This window comes from Sinorhizobium psoraleae, from assembly GCF_013283645.1.
GTDB classification, from domain to species: Bacteria; Pseudomonadota; Alphaproteobacteria; order Rhizobiales; family Rhizobiaceae; genus Sinorhizobium; species Sinorhizobium psoraleae.
The window spans coordinates 82,342-99,192 of record NZ_JABEKV010000008.1 but is presented as its reverse complement, the minus strand read 5'-3'; the positions used below and the strand labels follow the sequence as shown (position 1 = coordinate 99,192).

Annotated in this window: 16 protein-coding genes; 11 read left to right on the top strand and 5 right to left on the bottom strand. The window is 60.7% G+C overall.

Annotated features, from left to right (window positions below):
* The first annotated feature begins 304 nt into the window (after positions 1-304).
* The gene (locus ILFOPFJJ_RS29235; RefSeq protein WP_046796937.1) at positions 305-556 is read left to right on the top strand and encodes a GlsB/YeaQ/YmgE family stress response membrane protein; all 252 of its coding nucleotides are present in this window, start codon (positions 305-307) and stop codon (positions 554-556) included.
* 28 nt (positions 557-584) lie between these two features.
* A complete protein-coding gene (locus ILFOPFJJ_RS29230) occupies positions 585-1,070 on the top strand; it encodes a YidB family protein (RefSeq protein WP_173514022.1) in 486 nt (161 codons plus the stop codon).
* 1,256 nt (positions 1,071-2,326) lie between these two features.
* On the opposite strand, the gene ILFOPFJJ_RS29225 is transcribed toward ILFOPFJJ_RS29230, so the two are convergent.
* The 3 genes from ILFOPFJJ_RS29225 to ILFOPFJJ_RS29215 form a co-directional block, all read right to left on the bottom strand.
* Positions 2,327-3,385, bottom strand: a complete 1,059-nt coding sequence (locus tag ILFOPFJJ_RS29225; RefSeq protein WP_173514021.1) for an alpha/beta hydrolase family protein — start codon at positions 3,383-3,385, stop codon at positions 2,327-2,329.
* A 136-nt stretch (positions 3,386-3,521) separates the two neighbouring features.
* A complete protein-coding gene (locus ILFOPFJJ_RS29220) occupies positions 3,522-4,598 on the bottom strand; it encodes a helix-turn-helix domain-containing protein (protein ID WP_173514020.1) in 1,077 nt (358 codons plus the stop codon).
* A gap of 285 nt (positions 4,599-4,883) precedes the next feature.
* Positions 4,884-5,582 carry a type 1 glutamine amidotransferase domain-containing protein gene (locus ILFOPFJJ_RS29215; protein WP_173514019.1) on the bottom strand — a complete coding sequence of 233 codons (699 nt, stop codon included), beginning with the start codon at positions 5,580-5,582 and terminating at the stop codon, positions 4,884-4,886.
* 167 nt (positions 5,583-5,749) lie between these two features.
* On the opposite strand from ILFOPFJJ_RS29215, the gene ILFOPFJJ_RS29210 reads away from it, so the two are divergent.
* Positions 5,750-6,661: a LysR family transcriptional regulator gene (locus ILFOPFJJ_RS29210; protein ID WP_173514018.1), complete on the top strand. Its 912-nt coding sequence runs from the start codon at positions 5,750-5,752 to the stop codon at positions 6,659-6,661.
* Positions 6,662-6,672: 11 nt separating this feature from the next.
* Here ILFOPFJJ_RS29210 and ILFOPFJJ_RS29205 read toward each other — a convergent pair whose 3' ends face one another.
* Positions 6,673-7,278, bottom strand: a complete 606-nt coding sequence (locus ILFOPFJJ_RS29205; protein ID WP_173514017.1) for a TetR/AcrR family transcriptional regulator — start codon at positions 7,276-7,278, stop codon at positions 6,673-6,675.
* 55 nt (positions 7,279-7,333) lie between these two features.
* On the opposite strand from ILFOPFJJ_RS29205, the gene ILFOPFJJ_RS29200 reads away from it, so the two are divergent.
* The 4 genes from ILFOPFJJ_RS29200 to ILFOPFJJ_RS29185 all read left to right on the top strand — a co-directional run bounded on the left by ILFOPFJJ_RS29200 (position 7,334) and on the right by ILFOPFJJ_RS29185 (position 11,267).
* On the top strand, positions 7,334-7,783 hold the full coding sequence (locus ILFOPFJJ_RS29200; protein ID WP_173514016.1) for a VOC family protein: 450 nt from the start codon (positions 7,334-7,336) through the stop codon (positions 7,781-7,783).
* Between the two features lie 56 nt (positions 7,784-7,839).
* Positions 7,840-8,262, top strand: coding sequence for a cupin domain-containing protein (locus ILFOPFJJ_RS29195; protein ID WP_173514015.1), 423 nt, complete (start codon positions 7,840-7,842; stop codon positions 8,260-8,262).
* 126 nt (positions 8,263-8,388) lie between these two features.
* The gene (locus tag ILFOPFJJ_RS36865) at positions 8,389-9,132 is read left to right on the top strand and encodes an SAM domain-containing protein (RefSeq protein ID WP_312032748.1); all 744 of its coding nucleotides are present in this window, start codon (positions 8,389-8,391) and stop codon (positions 9,130-9,132) included.
* Positions 9,033-11,267 (top strand): AAA family ATPase, encoded by a 2,235-nt coding sequence (locus tag ILFOPFJJ_RS29185; RefSeq protein ID WP_173514013.1) that lies wholly within the window; start codon positions 9,033-9,035, stop codon positions 11,265-11,267. The genes ILFOPFJJ_RS36865 and ILFOPFJJ_RS29185 overlap by 100 nt, the downstream gene beginning before the upstream one ends.
* A gap of 519 nt (positions 11,268-11,786) precedes the next feature.
* Here ILFOPFJJ_RS29185 and ILFOPFJJ_RS29180 read toward each other — a convergent pair.
* Positions 11,787-12,638, bottom strand: coding sequence for a sugar phosphate isomerase/epimerase family protein (locus ILFOPFJJ_RS29180; protein ID WP_173514012.1), 852 nt, complete (start codon positions 12,636-12,638; stop codon positions 11,787-11,789).
* A 301-nt stretch (positions 12,639-12,939) separates the two neighbouring features.
* Here ILFOPFJJ_RS29180 and ILFOPFJJ_RS29175 point away from each other — a divergent pair, with 301 nt between their 5' ends.
* The 4 genes from ILFOPFJJ_RS29175 to ILFOPFJJ_RS29160 are packed head-to-tail and all read left to right on the top strand — an operon-like array spanning position 12,940 to position 16,743.
* Positions 12,940-13,827: a sugar phosphate isomerase/epimerase family protein gene (locus tag ILFOPFJJ_RS29175; protein WP_173514011.1), complete on the top strand. Its 888-nt coding sequence runs from the start codon at positions 12,940-12,942 to the stop codon at positions 13,825-13,827.
* A gap of 53 nt (positions 13,828-13,880) precedes the next feature.
* Positions 13,881-15,050, top strand: coding sequence for a mandelate racemase/muconate lactonizing enzyme family protein (locus tag ILFOPFJJ_RS29170; RefSeq protein WP_173514010.1), 1,170 nt, complete (start codon positions 13,881-13,883; stop codon positions 15,048-15,050).
* A gap of 2 nt (positions 15,051-15,052) precedes the next feature.
* Positions 15,053-15,745 (top strand): FadR/GntR family transcriptional regulator, encoded by a 693-nt coding sequence (locus ILFOPFJJ_RS29165; protein WP_173514009.1) that lies wholly within the window; start codon positions 15,053-15,055, stop codon positions 15,743-15,745.
* A gap of 23 nt (positions 15,746-15,768) precedes the next feature.
* A complete protein-coding gene (locus ILFOPFJJ_RS29160; protein ID WP_173514008.1) occupies positions 15,769-16,743 on the top strand; it encodes a hydroxyacid dehydrogenase in 975 nt (324 codons plus the stop codon).
* The last annotated feature ends 108 nt before the right edge of the window (positions 16,744-16,851 follow it).

The window sequence follows — 16,851 nt, the reverse complement described above, 5'->3', positions numbered from 1 at the left end:
TTGGATTGCGGCGACGAGCGCGCCGACTTCGGCGGGCGTCCCGGCGTGACGCAGGGGGAAGCCTTCGACGCATTCGGCCATCGCTCACATGCTCATGCAGATTCGGGCGGCCGAACTGAACGGCGACCTTCGCTATTGGTTGCGAGAGCCGGCAAAAGACATAAGGCTGCTTCTTGCAGGGCGGCGCTATGTGTGATTTTCTCATGCCCCTTTTGTTGTTTCCAAAAGACGGGAGCCTCGGAGCCCGCGGATGCAATCAGCAGGCTTGCGTTCACGCCGCCTGCTTAAACGAGGGACTTCTGGAATGGGTATAATCTGGACCATCATCATTGGCTTTGCCGCCGGGATCGTGGCGAAGCTCATCGTGCCCGGCGAAAACGAGCCGAAAGGCTTCGTCCTGACGACAATCTTGGGCATTGTGGGGGCTTTCGTGGCCTCCTATCTGGGGCAGGCATTGGGGTGGTACAACGCCAACCAGGGCGCCGGGTTCATCGGCGCCATCGTCGGCGCCGTGATTGTATTGCTCGTATGGGGCGCCGTCGCCCGGCGCGCTTAAGAGCTCACCAAGCAGAAAGGAACCGACAATGGCTTCATCTCGCAACACCATGCCGTCGCTCGCGGCGCTATTGGGGCTGCTCGCGGTCGCTGGCTACCAGAACCGCGATAAGCTTGGCCAGATCTTTCAGGATGCAAAGGCGGGCGCGCAGAACAGCGGCGGTATTCTCGGCGAACTCGGCAAGATGTTCGGCGGCTCCGAGGAAGGTTCGCTCAGCAAAGGCGTGGGAGAACTTGTCGATGCTTTCAAGAACGGTGGAAACCAGGAGGCGGCAGACTCCTGGGTAAGCGCCGAGAAGCCGTCTCAAGGCATCTCGCCCGAACAGGTCGAATCGTCGATCGGCAAGGATACCCTTCAGGAGTTGGCCGCAAAGACCGGCCTGGATTACAATGAACTGTTGAGGCGCCTTTCGACATCGATCCCGGACGCGGTGGACAAGATGACCCCGAACGGTCAGTTGCCGCAGAACGATGAGGAAGTCCTTGGCCGGTCCGCAGGTCCCGCTTCCCTATAGCCAGAACGGCGGGAGGCGCCACGCGTCTCCCGCTTTCGTGGCCCCACACTCCGCCGCGCCCCACCCGTCGCATTCGAGGAAAGTGAGGCTGGACATCATCTTGCGCGCGTTGCCGTTCCTGTTGTCCAACCGATTGCGAGAGCGGCCGCGAACCTCGACGGTCATTTCCCCGCATTGGCCGAGAGATCGACACGATCTACGGGTTGGTTACTCGATCCTGGCATCCCGACCTGAAAATACTCAGCGGTGTTCCCGTCAGAGCATACCCGTGGCGGCAAGGACGTCGACAATCCCTAGAGTGCCGACCTGCGGTTCCGGCAGGGGGACGATGAGGGCTTCGAGGCGACGGCTGCGCTCACGTCAATTCCCGTATTTGGCACGGAAGGATCGATTTCGACCAGAATCGTCCTAAGCCCGCTCCACCTCAAGCTCTAGTCTCCTGGTTCTCGGCATCGTCGGGTGATAGCGGCTGAAAGAAGAGGGGAGGTCCTGACCGCCTGTGTGCCCGAAGCCGCCTCTTCGTGCCGCCTGAAACCGAGAAAAATTATCGGTCTCAATCATTGGCGCAGAGTTCCAGGCCAATGACACCTTGCTTTGCGGGAACTTGCTATCCATCGACAAATACATGCCGGAGTCGTCCCATTCCGGCGAAACGGCATCTGGGAACGGCTGTCAACGGCGACCAGGACCAGAGGTGATGTTCCCGGTGACAGACTGGTGGTCGTCGGAAAGCCTGCTACCGGTTCTGGAGGAACGGCGGTCAGATGACGGGCGCACGATTGCTTCCAGACTCATCTGCTGATGGGGCTCACAGCGGCTTCCTGGGTCCCCGTCACCTTCGATTGTCTCCAAGCTCTCAAAACCGTCATTTCTGTAAACGAGCTCGTGCAAATTCGAGCCTGCCCTCCTCACTACTCCCGATCAGGGCGTTTAAAGACGAAGCGACTCCATCGCAGCCCAACGGATCAACGGCGTCATAGAAAGCGTCATTCGTCTTGCTCGTCGCAACGAGCAGGGTGCGCCAGAGGCGGAAGTTTGCAGTTGGCTAGTCCATGTTCGCTCTCGAGCCTGAGCGGAAGTTCGTTTGGCGAGCGCGAATTCACGCCAATGCCTCCCAAGCGGACCTTGAGCAGTCGCAAATATCGGTCGCAAAAACCGGACTTTTGCGACCGATATTTGTGATGGAAATTTCACCGAGTTTTCAATATCGGCGACCTTGCCGCTAAGATTAGGACTTCCGCGAATCATGCTGCCTATCAGTCCGTTTTCAGCTCTCGAATGAAAGCCTCAGTGACCATATTGACCAACTGCCTATGGATTTCGAGGCGCGACTGTCCTCCGCCGTCTGAGCAGATGGAATCGCCTATCTTTTCGGACTCAGCCATCTCGGCCGCATGGGGTTTGCACTCGCCAAACATGCTGTAATGGCTCGCATCCTCGATCGTGGAATAGGTGCCTTTCGGAATGGCTTTTGCAGTCTCCGAAGCGAGCGCGGTCCGGGGGATCGTTCTTGGTTGGCCAAGGTTCACGATCTTGACGGGGATCGAAACCTTAGAAAAGGTGTTGGTCTGAAAGACATCCACCGGTGCAGGATCGATTGCCATCGCAAATTCAATCCGCTTGTCTTCGTTGTTGCGACCAGCCAGTTGCATATCCATGGCGTGAAGATCGACGCCGCTTTGCCTGACCCATCCGCAAAGCGAAGCATTGAAAGCCTCGGTGTCACAGTAGCTCGCCAGACGGATTGGATCGATGCGAGCGCCAGCCAGCGCCAAGGCCGTGTTACCGCCCATCGAAAGCCCAAGTGCGCCAACCCTCCCGGATTCAAGGTGATTTTCGAAAAGCGGCTGCTTTTCCACCGCATCCAAGGTCGCGCTAATATCCGCTGGTCTCAGCCAAAGCTTCATCGTTTCTGCTGCTGATCTGTTCGCTCCCGTGTTCCCGGGATGAATTGGAGCCGCCACAATGAACCCCTGCTTCGCCAATGGTGTTGCTATCCAGCTCATGGCTTGTGGGGTGCCTCCCAGGCCAGCGCCATGGGATAACAAGATCAGTGGATATTTTCCGTCCGAGATGGGGGCTTCGAGCATGGCGTCCGTCCCCACAAAAAACACACTTTCGCCAATTGTGACAGGTTTGCCGCCCGCGTCCGCCGGGTACCAGATGGTCACGGCCAGATCGCTGCCTCGTTCTTTGGAGGGAGCTGCGATCTGCCGCACGCCGACAAATTCGCTGGCAGTGGCAGAGTGATGCACCATCAGCATCGGAGAGATGGTGCCGCAAAACATCGTCGCGATTTTTATCAACAATTTCATGGAATTTCCTCGTGGCCGTGGGGTCAGCCTGGAACTTACCGGAAATAGACAGCGGCGCGCCCTTGAACGCGATCTTGGACGTTCGAGATCGCGATCCGGGTCGTTTGTGCGATGACTTTCGATCGAGAGCGAAGGGTTATGAGACCGGCGCTTCCGCCCCCGCATCAGGCGCGGCAGACGCCTCGCGGCCAGCGCGCCGATAGCTGCTCGGGGTCATGCCCGTGACGCGCAAGAATTCCCGATTGAAGTTCGATTTTGTGCCGAAACCCGATTCCAGCATGATGGCTGTCACCGGATCGCGTGTCGTGACGAGCCGTCGTTTGGCATCGCTGACCCGGTATTCATTCACAATCTGGGAGATATTGCGGCCATAAATTCGATTCAGAGCACCGGAAATCTGGCGTCCCGGGATGCCCGCACGCCGTGCAAGACGCTCCAATGTCAGGTCTGGGTCGCGATAGAGATGCTGCTCCAGCATTAGAGCATCGACCCGGCTTGCTATGGCTTGGTCATCCCCGATGCTTATAGATGCCGGCAGTGAGGAGTAGGAAGAGGCGAAATCTTCAGCAGTGGTATTTGCCTCATTGTCGGGGCGAGTATTGTCCGCGACCGTGGCGGCGTACCCGGCAACCGCGAGCCATAGAACGCTCGCAACGGTGAGGGTCGTGCGGGCCCGCTCGCCATCCCCAAGGAGGAAATCGATGGACACTACTGCGTCGACAAAGGCCGTCGCAACAAGCATAACCGCCACTGCGACGAGCGCCTTATGAGCGGTCCATTCATCGGCGATACGCACGGCGGAAAGAGAGCCCGGCCCTTCCCGGGCAACCCGTAGAAGCGCAAGACCGTATCCGAGATAGATAACAAATAGAACGATATCGATTGGCACACGCCAGAAGGCGACGAGTATTGCAACGAGGCTCGCCGGTACCAGGTGCGGCAGCATGTCTGTGGGCCTTGCAAGCCTATTGCGGCGTAGCTGATTGAAGGCTGCAAAGGAGAGCGCCGGAAGGACCGCCGCGACGACCGGCTGAATAAAACGGGCCGGATGCCAGTCGAAGTTCCAGTTCAGTCCCGACAAGACCGCCTGAGCGGCAAAAGTGGCGACAAGCAGAGGAAACAGCCCGAGTTTCCGTTCTCCCTGCCGCATCATCCGCACAAGGATAAGGCAGAGAAGAAGGGAGATGACGAATGGCAACGGTATCGAAGGCATGAATGACCATTATCACGGACTGGTTTTTTAGGCGCACGCATCGGCCTTTCGCAAAAATCCCGATTAAAGCGACAGTTTTGCGATCCGACTTTCGCGCCACCGCAGAATAGGTACTTTCGCGATAGGCGCAACGACCGGTCTTGGCGCAAGACAGCCGTCGAATGCCCTTGCCGGTCGGGCGCCCGGCAGCAATATCATTGAAACAGGGGAGCACATGACAAACTCCGGGTTCTGAACGTGATCCGCCGATGCGAGCCGTCGGCAGACCACGATGCTTCAGCTCGCTCAGGCGGTCTTCGTCTTCATCTGGCCCAGAGCAGCGACCAGTGCCTCCGCTGCCTCGCTCGATGAGGCCGGGTTCTGACCGGTGATGAGCTGGCCATCGACTACGGTGTGCACGCCCCAGTCCTTGACCTTGGAGAAGACCGCGCCGAGGCCGATCAGCTCGTCCTCGACCAGGAACGGCACGACCTTGGTGAGACCCACAGCCTCTTCCTCGCTGTTGGTGAAGCCGGTGACGTAGCGTCCCTGAAGGAACGGGGTGCCGACGGCATTGCTCACGTGACGCAGGACGCCCGGTGCATGGCAAACGAGGGCGACCGGCTTGCCGGCCGCGATGAAGGCTTCGATCAGCTTGATCGAATTCGGATCTTCGGCCAGATCCCAGAGTGGCCCGTGGCCGCCGGGATAGAAGACAGTATCGAAGTCCTTCTGGTCGACGCTGTCCAGGCGCACGGTTTCCGCAAGCTGCGCCTTGGCAACCTCGTCGGAGCTGAAGCGCCGCGTAAGCTCGCTCTGGAACATCGGCTCGTCGCTCTTCGGGTCGAGAGGCGGCTGCCCGCCTTTGGGCGAGGCAAGGGTGATCTCGGCGCCGGCGTCCTTGAAGACGTAGTACGGCGCTGCCAGCTCCTCGAGCCAGAAGCCGGTCTTCTTGCCGGTGTTACCGAGAGTGTCGTGGGAGGTGAGTACCATGAGGACTTTCATCGGTCGGATCCTTTCGTCAGATGGTGCCGCGCCTTGAGGCGTCATACCGGTTGATGTCGAGCTCGATCAGCCGCATCGGCTTGTCGATGAGCCGATGATGGCACCCATCTACATATTTCAGAAATTTACTTCTTTGATTTTAGATATTCATGTGGGATTAGATCTCGATGAGATACGATCTGAACCTCCTCCCGGTTTTCCTGGCCTTGATGGAGGAGCGGAGCGTGACACGGGCAGCAGCGCGACTGGGCATCACCCAGCCGGCGCTGTCCAACTCGTTGAACCGCCTGCGCGAGACCCTGCGGGATCCCCTGTTCATCCGGGAAAGGTACGGCATAAAGCCGACACAACTGGCCGAGGAAATCGCTCCAACGATCGAAGCAGCGCTGGCGCAACTGGACGATCTCATCTTGAACCAGCAGGAGTTCCAGCCGGCAAACGCGGACCGGCTGTTCACGCTTGCCCCGAACAGCTACGTGGAGCTTGTGCTGATGCCGGCCCTCGTCGCGAGGACGCGTGAGCTGGCACCGGGCATCAAGCTCCGCATGACTGCATTTGGCAACGATCTCGCCGAGACCGGCGTCATTTCCGGCACCACGGCCATGGTGCTCGGCCGGATCGTCGATCCGCCGGACAATCTTGTCGTCCAGCATCTTCTGGACGACGGCCTCGCCTGCGTGCTGCGCAAGGACCATCCCGACGTTCGAGACCGTATTTCCCGAGAACAGTATGAGCGGCTCAAGCACGTGAACGTGCTCCCGCCGGGACGGCTGCGCGCGGGCGTCTTCCAGGCATTGGCGCAACAAAACCTCAAGCGAGAGGTTGCCGTTTCCGTGACGCACTTCCTCGCCGTGCCTGAGATGCTTGCCGTCACCGACTACTGCGCAACGCTGCCGACCCTTATCTGTCGGAGCCTTGAGCGGGATCCACGGCTGAAGGTGCTGCCGGCGCCGGTCGCCCTCGGCACTTTTCCGGTGCAGATGGCTTGGCACGTTCGCTACCGCCACGACCCGGCCCACAAGTGGTTGCGTTCGACGATCGGCGAACTGGCCAAAGAGCTGACTTCAAAAGAGACCTGAGATCGCTTTCTCTACCTATCTGTGTGGGCCGCCACTGCTTCCAAGGCGATCGCGACGATGCTGTCGGCAAAGCCTGTGTCGAGTGGGCGATGCCCGACAAGCAGCCGGTAGAAGACGGGTCCGTAAATCATGTCGAGCAGCACCTCGAGGTCTTGCTGCAACACAATCTCTCCCCTCGCGGCAGCCTCGAGCAACAAGGCGCGGCCGGCCTCGCGGCTCGAGAGGATGACCTGGTTGCGGAAGGCCTTGGTGAATTCGCTTTCGGGGTCGGCCGCCGCGAGCGTCATGGCGATTTGGCGCCCTCTGGTCGTCGCAAAGGCCTGGATCAGCGATCGCATCTGCCCCGTGAGCGCCGATCGCAGGCTTGTCCCGCCTCCTGCGCTGATGCCCGGATCTCCGGACATCAAGGCGGCCATGGCGAGTTCGGAGGCATTCGCCCATTGCCTGTAGATCGTCGGCTTGCCCACACCGGACCTCGCGGCAACGGCCTCGACGGTCAGCCGGCCAAACCCGTCCTCCGTCAGTATGTCGTGCGCCGCTTTCAGGATCTTCGCCTGCGCCAATTGGTTGGGCGGTCTTCCGCGCCGTTTCGGTGGGCTCATGTGCTGTTGACTCATCTAATTATAAAACGTAACGTAACGTAACTATACGCCAGCGACAAGGGGGCCGCCCATGTCCACCTCGATTTCGTCCCTGACCCCGTATTTCATCGTCAAGAATGCTCGCACAGCGATTGATTTCTACGTTCGCGCCTTTGGTGCCGAGGAGCTCTTCCGGATGACCGACCCGCGAGACGGCCGGATCGGCCACGCGGAACTCAAGATCGGCGAAAGCACCGTCATGATTGCCGATGAGTATCCCGACTTCGGTGCACTGAGCCCAGACACGATCGGTGGCTCTCCCGTGACCTTCCATCTCGCAACTCTGTCGGTCGATGCCGATCTTGCCCGCGCCGTCGACGCGGGGGCCGTCGTTCTGCGTGCCGCTGCAGATCAAGCCTATGGCGAGCGCGTCGCCATGGTCGTCGATCCCTTCGGCCATCGGTGGATGCTCTCGCAGAAGATCGAGGATGTGGCGCCGGAAGAGATGCAGCGCCGCTGGAACGAGGAGACCGGGGCATGAACCGGGCGGACGGAAATCGAACTGAAAGAGCCGGCATGGCCCCCTTGGAGAACAGCGTGGGCGAGGACGTTCTGTCGCACCGCCGTCGCGACATCATCCATTTGCAGCCGGGAGACGGGCGGCACTACGGGCTCGGCCTGCTCACCGGCGTGTTCAAGGCCGACGAAGCCGAGACGGAGGCGGCCTATTCGGTGTCAGAGTGGATACTCGAGCCTGGCCTGAGGGGTGTCGGTGGGCACAGCCATGTCGGAAACGACGAGGTCTTCTATGTGCTCGAGGGTGTGCCCGAAATCCTCGTCGGCACCTGCTGGCGGCACTGCACGCCGGGGACTTTCCTGCGAATACCGGCCGGCGTCGTCCACGATTTCCGAAATACCGGAGAGACGACCGCGAGGCTGCTCAATCTTTTCATACCCGGCGGATTCGAGCGCAACATGCCCACGATCTCCGCTTGGTTCGCCGCCCAGGAACAGGTTTAGTGCGGTAGAAAAGCGTTCCTGAGTACGAGAGGATCGCAATCATCTCGTGCGTTCGCCAATGGTTGTCAGCAAAATCGTCTTCTATTGGGTATAAGCCGCCCCAGGCCCAGATCGCTACGGCCGCTAATGGGTCGAGAATTTCGCCTTCACCAGCGTCGTGGATGGGTGGACAACCGACGTCCCATAATCTTTCCAAACGGGCAAAATGCGCCATGTTATGGACGTCGGGACGTTTTTGGCCGGAGACGGGATTCTCTCGCGCCTTCATCGAGAATCTGCGGTAGAATACAGAGCCTTGCACGCCGGAGAGACAGAGGCGAAAGATTCATGGACGTCGGTGCCTGGCTTCGGGAGTTGGGCCTTGAGCGGTACGAACGTTCGTTCCGCGAGAATGAGATTGATGCCCGCAGCTTGCCGCACCTCACCGCTGAAGACCTGAAAGAGCTGGGCGTAACGCTTGTTGGCCATCGGCGGCTACTGCTCGACGCGATAGCTGCTCTGGGTAAGACGCAGCCAGTCGACGCAGCGCCAGAGCAAACCGACATCCAAGAACAACAGCCAGTGCGCTCACCCAAAGGCGAAGCCGAGCGCCGCCAATTAACGGTCTTGTTTTGTGATCTGGTCGGCTCGACGGCCGCACACGCGCCTGCGATATCAGTGTTCGCCCCACCCGCAACAGCACGCTCTATCCCATTATCGACCAGCTCGAACGGGCCGCTGGGATCGGACCCCAAGACGCGGCTGACTCCACGCTCGACAAGCTCGAAACCGTGCTCGCCCAATCCGCCACCAAACTCGCGGAGGTCGTGCCGCTGTTTGCTGCTTTGCTTTCGGTACCAACCGGGACGCGCTATCCGCCGGTTGATTTGAGCACACCGCGGCAGAAGGAGCGCCTATTGGAAGTCCTGGTAGATCAAGTCGACGGCCTGGCCGCGCATCGGCCGGTCATCTTCATTTTCGAGGACGCGCACTGGATCGATCCAAGTTCACTCGAGCTCCTGGACCAGATCGTCGACCGTGTGCAGAAGCTCCGGGTTCTGATGGTAGTTACGTTCCGGCCCGAATTCGCTCCGCCCTGGACCCACTACCCGCACGTGACGTTTCACTCGCTCAACCGCCTCACGCGTAAACAAGTCGATACGATGGTGGAGAGCGTTGCCGGGGGCAAGTCCCTGCCGGCGGAGGTGCTCGACCAGATCGCTATCAAGACTGACGGCGTGCCGCTGTTCATCGAAGAGCTCACGAAGACAATCCTAGAATCGGACCTCCTCGTCGCGCGGAACGGCAGCTTTGTCCTACGCGGCCCGCTGCTGCCCTTCGCAATTCCGAGCACCCTGCAGGATTCGCTGATGGCCCGGCTGGATCGGCTTGCGCCTGTAAAGGAAGTTGCGCAGGTTGGTGCAGTCATCGGCCGCGAATTTTCACATCAGCTTCTCGCTGCCGTGTCGCCTCTGCCGGAGCCCGAGCTCGAGAACTCTCTCGATCAATTGCTGAAGTCGGAGCTGGTCTTCCGGCGTGGTGTCCCGCCCCACGCGACCTACGTCTTCAAGCACGCGCTGGTTCAAGACGCCGCGTATGCCACCCTGCTCCGGAGCAGGAAACAACAGCTCCATGCGCGTGTCGCCCAGGTTCTGCGGGAGCACTTCCCGGCGCAGGCCGAGGCAGAACCTGAGGTCCTTGCTGCTCACTACACGAAGGCAGGACTGACCGACGAGGCCATTACCTATTGGCTATTGGCTGGACGTCGGGCAACGGAACGCTCGGCCAACGTGGAAGCGATCAGTCACTTAACCGCGGGGCTGGAGCTCTTGGCAGCACAGCCCGATACACCAGAACGGGCCAAACGAGAACTCTTGCTTCAAATCAGTCTGGCGGTCCCGCTGACAGCGGCCAAAGGCTACGCGGCTCCCGAAACAGCCCGGGCCTATACGAGAGCGCGAGAGCTTTGCGGCGCTCTGAGCGATACGACGCAGCTCTTTCCTGCGATGTACGGCGAATGGGTGTATCATATGGTGAAGGCGCATCAGCGGAAGGCGCGGCGCGTCGCACAAGAGTTTCTGCACCTCGCCGAACAGCATGGGGCTCTCGATGGCATCGTTGTGGCGCATCGCACGCTAGGGCTGACGCTTCTCAATCTTGGACAGCTCGCGGCGGCGCGGGAGCAGATGGAGCAGGTTGCTGCGCTCTATGATCCGGAGGCGCACCGCTCGCTGGCGTTTCGCTATGGGCAGGATCCGCGGGCCGTGGGGCTGTCCTTCCTGGCCTGGATTGAATGGCTTCTGGGCTATCCTGATGTGGCGCTGAAACATAGTCAGGAAGCTATCGATCTCGCGCGCGATCTCGCCCACGCCACGACCACAGCATACGCCCTGAGCGTGGCGCCCTATGTGCATCACTTCTGTGGAGACCTTGCCGGAACCCACAAGGCGGCTAAGGCCGCAGTCGTCTTCTGTGAGGAGGAGCGCAACCCATTCTGGCTGGCCATGGCCCGGGTGATTTGGGGATGGGTGCTGGCCGAAGAAGGAGACGTAGAACGGGGTCTGGCCGAGCTCCGTTCGGGGCTCGACGGGTGGCGCGAGACCGATTCGACATGGCTGTTGCCATGTTACCATGCATTGTTTGCCCACGCGCTTGTCCAAGCGGGCCGGTCCGAGCAAGCTCTCGAAGCACTCGATCAAGCGTTGTTGACAATGAGAGAGACCGATGAACGTCTCTACGAATCAGAGCTCCATAGACTGAGGGGCGAGCTTCTCCTACGGCTCTCTCCCCAACAGAATGAGAATCGCGCCGAGATGGAGTATCTCAAAGCCTTGGAAATCGCCCGCAACCAAGCAGCCGCGTCGCTCGAGCTTCGGGCCGGCACCTCGCTCGCCCGGCTGTGGCGCGACCAAGATAAGCGCCCCGAGGCCCGCGATCTGCTCGCGCCGGTCTACCGCCGGTTCACCGAGGGTTTCGGCACGGAGGACCTTGCCAGGGCCAAGGCGCTCCTCGATGCGCTACGCTGACCGGCTGCCGCAGGTGTGTGGTGCCGATATTTATCTGGATCAGTCGGTACCCCTACCTCAAAGACTGCATCAGGCATCGTAGTGCCGTTTGTCATTTCGAGCGGAAGGGCCGAAAAGGGTCGGTCTTTCACGTTCCTCACAGGTTGCGAGAGGGTGGAGTGGAGACCCTTCCTCGGTCGGGCTACCGATCGGCCGCGGGAGACTCTACGAAGCTGTAGGGGAGGCGCTTCACAGTTAGAACCTCTGTGATTTCGAGCAGAGTCCGGCCCCGTTATGCCGCCTTACCTCTTTTCAATGCGCCCGGGTGAATGAGAAGCTGCCGGGGCAGGTTGCCCGAAACCGGATAGACAGGTGAGAGTTTTCTCGCTCTCGGGGAGGCCGGCGATGGTTTGGCGGGAGACTGGCGCCGTGGACGCTATCTGCTGGCACTGGAGGCGAAGGGCTCGATGAGCGAGGCGGAGGGATGGCCGATGTTCGAGCGCCGCAGACCCGCTCGCAAACGCTGCTTTACTTTTCGCACTACGCAACTCCCTGCCATCCCTCGCGGATGTGACGGTATCCATCGCGATAAACGGCCTCGGGCGTCTCGGAAAAGTCGCGCCAGACCTTCGTTGCAGCCGCAAGCTCCTTTAATGCACGACCGAAGGCTTCGATCGTCAGCCATTGGTCATAGCCGCTTGCGCGGATCGCCTTGAAGGTCTCGGTCCAGGGGATGTTCCCCCGGCCCGGCACGCCGCGGTCGTTCTCCGAGATGTGGACGTGTACGATGTGGTCCTTGTTACGGGTGAAGGCTCCGATGGGGTCGGCTTCTTCGATGTTGCTGTGGAAGGTGTCGTACATGGCGCGAATATTCGGATGCCCAATTGCATCAATATGGCCGGCAAGGTCGTCCATCGTGTTAAAGAGATAACATTCGAAGCGGTTCAGCGCCTCGAGCGCAACGGTAACGCCGCGCTCAACGGCATGATCGCCGATCGTGCGCTGCGAGGAGATGGACCGCCTCAGTTCCGCGGCGGTGGGCCCGGTGCCTGAGAACTGGCCCAGCGTAGAATGCAGGGGCCCGCTTAGCGTGTGCGCACCGAGGGCGGCGGCGCAATCGATAGCCCACCGCATGTAGGCGATGCCGCGCTTGCGCGTCGCGGTGTCAGGCGAAATCAGGTTCATGGAAGGGTCGCTCATGGCAGACACAGCGGTGCGCTCCAGGCCGATGCCATCGAGCAATGCGCCGAGGCGGCGGTAGTCGTCTGGAGTGCCCTCGAAGATCGGAATCTCAACCCCGTCGAAGCCGGTCGCTTTAATGTCCCGGAGTAGCTTCTCATGTTTCCGGCCGACGCTCGTCGTCCAAAGAAACATGCACATACCGATCTTCATCGTTCCTCCTCCGGCTGCGCGGTAACGGCCTCCCCATCTGCCAATCTGGTAATACCAAATGTGGCAATCTGGTCAAGGTGACAACGTCATGTGTTCGAATGCGAAGCGGCCGAGCTTCGTCCCGCAATCGCGTGAAACGCTGAGAAAGTCGAGGAGGCGCAGGCACGCTTGCTCCGCAGGCGATAATTTCAGATAGCGCCTTGACAAAGGAGAATTGGCCAAACCAGAATGGTGTCTAGTGGAGGAAGCGCCGCGCACCCCCTCGAGTGTTGGGAGTAGCGCCAGCCTGGGAGGGACGTTTATGCACCTTTCGACGCACAACTGGATGCGGGCGGAGCCTCTCGCCGTCACGCTGAAACGCATCAAGAAGTACGGCTACGAGAGCATCGAGATTTCAGGCGAGCCGGCCCAATACGACATCAAGGACACTCGCGCGCTGCTCAAGGAACACGGCATTCGCTGCTGGGGCGCGGTGACGCTAACGCTCGGCGAGCGCAACCTCGCAGCCAAGGACGAGGGCCAGCGCGCAAGCTCAGTGGATTACGTGAAGAGTGTCATAACGATGGTGAGTGAACTCGAAGGCGAGATCGTCACTCTTGTACCGGCGACCGTCGGCAAGGTCGTTCCGGATGGCACCGAGGAGGAGGAATGGAAGTGGGTCGTGGATGCGACCAAGGAGTGCTTCGCCCACGCCCAAAAAAAGGGCGTCCGGCTGGCAATTGAGCCGCTCAACCGCTTCGAGACTTATCTCTTCAACCGTGCTGCCCAAGCACTTGCGCTGGCCGACGCAGTTGATCCCGGTTGCGGCGTTTGCCTCGATGCCTTTCACCTCAACATCGAAGAGGAAGACATATACGACGCGATCAGGCTCGCCGGAAACCGACTTTTCGATTTCCATGTGGCGGATAACAACCGCTTTGCGGCGGGCCTCGGCCATCTCGACTGGCCGAAGATCGTCGCCACTCTGAAAGAGATCGGATACGACGGCGCGCTCACCAATGAGTTCGTGGCTCCGGTCGACCGCACGCCTGCGGCGAAATATCCGGACATGGTTGAGCGCAGTCCGGTCGACATCCCGCCGGAGCAGCTCAAGTTCATCCAGGATCACGGATCGAGCCTGCTGACCGAGAAGTTCTACGATGACCAGATGAGGATCACCGCCGAGACCATCCTGCCACTGATCAAGTGAGGACCGGTCCCGAGCATGCCCTGCGGCCGGCGCGCCGAGGTTGGGGAGGCGAAATGCGTATCAAGACCGTCCAAGCCTGGTGGATTCGCATACCCATCGAAGCAAGTCGGCAGCATCACAGCGATTTCGGGCGCCTGACAACCTTCGACGCGGCAATCCTGCGCATAGAAACAAATGACGGGATCGTTGGGTGGGGTGAGGGCAAGAATGCCGCGGGCAGCGCGGGTACTTACGGAGCGCTCGTGCACATGCTCAACCATGAGGTGGGGCCGAAGCTCGTCGGTCGCGACCCCTCCGACATCTCCGCGATCTGGGAGATGCTCTACAACGGCGTGCGCCACGAAACGGCGGCGATGTCGGGTCATGCAATGCCGGAACTCTCGCGCCGGGGCCTCTCCATTGCCGCGATCAGTGCGGTCGACATTGCATTGTGGGACATTCTTGGTAATTCGCTGGGTGTGCCGGTATGGAAGCTTCTCGGCGGGCGTAAGGCGGACCGCTTGCCTGCTTATGCATCCGGCGGGTGGGAGAGTGTCGAAAAGATCGGCGGCCAGCTGCAGTCCTACATTGGCAGCGGCGGTTTCAAATCAGTCAAGATGAGGGTCGGCGCAATGGACCGCGCGCCGCACGTCTCGGCCGCCCGCGTGCGTGCCGCCCGCAAGGCGCTAGGCCCCTCGGTGGATATCATGGTCGATGCGCATGGCACCTATACGGTTGCCGACGCGAAACGTTTCATCCAGCTCGTCCAGGATTGCGATCTCGCCTGGTTCGAGGAGCCGGTGATCGCAGATGATAAGGCCGGCATGGCGGAAGTGCGCGCCGCTGGAAACGTGCCGATCGCAGCCGGCGAGAGCGAAGCCACTCGTTTCGCCTTCCGCGATCTTGCGGTGCTGCGCTCGGCCGATATTTTCCAGCCCGATCCGGCCTTCTGCGGCGGCATCACGGAGGCCATGCGCATTGGTGTGATCGCCAGTGCCTTCAATCTCCGCTTTGCCCCCCATTTGTGGGCCGGTGCCCCATGCTTCTTCTCGGGCCTGCACATCTGCGCGGCCTCTCCGGCAAGCTTTGTCGTCGAATATTCGGTTGGCGCGAACCCGATGATCCACGACCTCGTTGAGGAGACCGTGGCTGTGAGAGACGGGATGATAGAGATTCCTGATAAACCCGGCCTGGGATTTACGATAAACGAACGCGTCCTGGAGACTCACGCGCAAAGACTGTAACCATGAAAGAAAACAATCTGCTTTCCGATCTGGCGGCCCATCTATTTACGACTTCGAGCAGCAATGGGCGAACGCCATCGGAGCGAGAGCTCGCCGAGCACTTCGCCGTTAGCCGGGGGCAGCTCCGGGAGGCTCTGGCAATCCTGGAAGCCATGCGCATTGTGGAGCGCCGGGCGAAGTCGGGTATCTATCTCACGACGACGGAGGCGAGCGTCGAGGCGATCGCACTCTTCGCGCGTGCTGGCGTGCCACTGGACCCGATCGTGATCTACGAAACGGTGGAGCTCCGCAAGATCCACGAGATCAAGGCGGCGGAGCTCGCCTGCGCGCGGGCGACGGAGGAGAACTATGAACGCCTGCGCGAGATTCTCGCCGCTTCCGAGGCGAGGATCGCTGCAGGCGAGGGCCTCGCGCGCGAGGACAGGGATTTTCATCTGGAGATCGTCCGGGCGACGAAGAACAGTGTGTTTCACCGCGTCTGCAGCGTTTACTACACGATGGGCGAACAGCGGCTGCCCATCTACTTCGCTGATATCGCCCGCAGCCGCCGCTCGCACGAGGAGCACATCCGTATCTACGAGGCGCTGCTCGCACGCGACGGCAATCTCGCCCAAGCTTTGATGAATGCGCATCTGCAGGGCGCGGAAAGCTACTGGAAGGGCCTCATCGGCGGGCCTGCAACAGCCGCGGAGTAGCCCGGTCGGTAATGAGGAGGCCGATGAGTTTCATTTTCTCGACCCATCCCCTGCATCCCCAGGCAGAGGCCATGTTGAAGGCGGCGGGTGATCTGCGGCTAGCGTCCGCCCTCGATCCCGAAACCTTGCTCCATGAAGGCGAGGGCGCGGAGATTGTCATCGTGCGCGCGCCGATCCCGCCCGCCTTCTTCGAAGAAGCACCGGCCCTGCGGGCGGCAGTCAGGCACGGCGCGGGGCTCGACATGATTCCCTACGACGCTGCCACGGCCGCCGGCGTGCTGATCGCCAACGTACCGGCCGTCAATGCGCCGACTGTAGCGGAACACGTCATCATGGTGACGCTTGCGCTGCTGCGCCAGTTCCGTACCATGGACCGCGACCTCAGAAGTAGGGGGTGGAGTGCTGGGCGAGCTCACTCCGATCGAGCACTCGACCTCGCCGGCCGCACCATGGGCATCATCGGCATGGGCAATGTGGGAAAGGCGGTCTTCCGGATCGCGAAGTACGGGTTTGGGCTGGAGATCGTTGCCAACAGCCGCTCGCCGGAAAGCCTGCCCGACGGTGTGCGCTTTCTCTCGGTCGACGACCTGGTTTCGACGGCGGATATCGTCGTTCTCTGTTGCCCGCTCACGCCTGGGACGACCGGGCTCTTGAGCCGTGAGCGGATTGCGCGCATGAAGCCCGGCGCGATCCTCGTCAACGTGTCGCGCGGCCCCGTCGTGGATGACGCAGCGTTGATCGAGGCGCTGGAGATGGGCCGTATCGGCGGCGCTGCCCTTGACGTGTTCTCAACACAGCCCCTACCGCTCGAGCATCCTTACTTCCGGCTGGACAACGTGATCGTGACGCCTCACCTCGCCGGCATCACCGAGGAAAGCATGATGCGCATGGGAACGGGCGCTGCGGCCGAAGCCATCCGCATCTTGAAAGGCGGGTTGCCCGTTAATCTCCGCAACCCTGAGGTCGTCGAACACTATCGGCGGCGCTTCCCGGCATAGGGCATCGGGATTTCGCGAATTCCGGATGGACACGTCCTGCGTGGCCATATGAATGACAGGCAAACGGACTGGAAGTCACGACCCAGGATGGAAGCAGTCTTGGGCGTC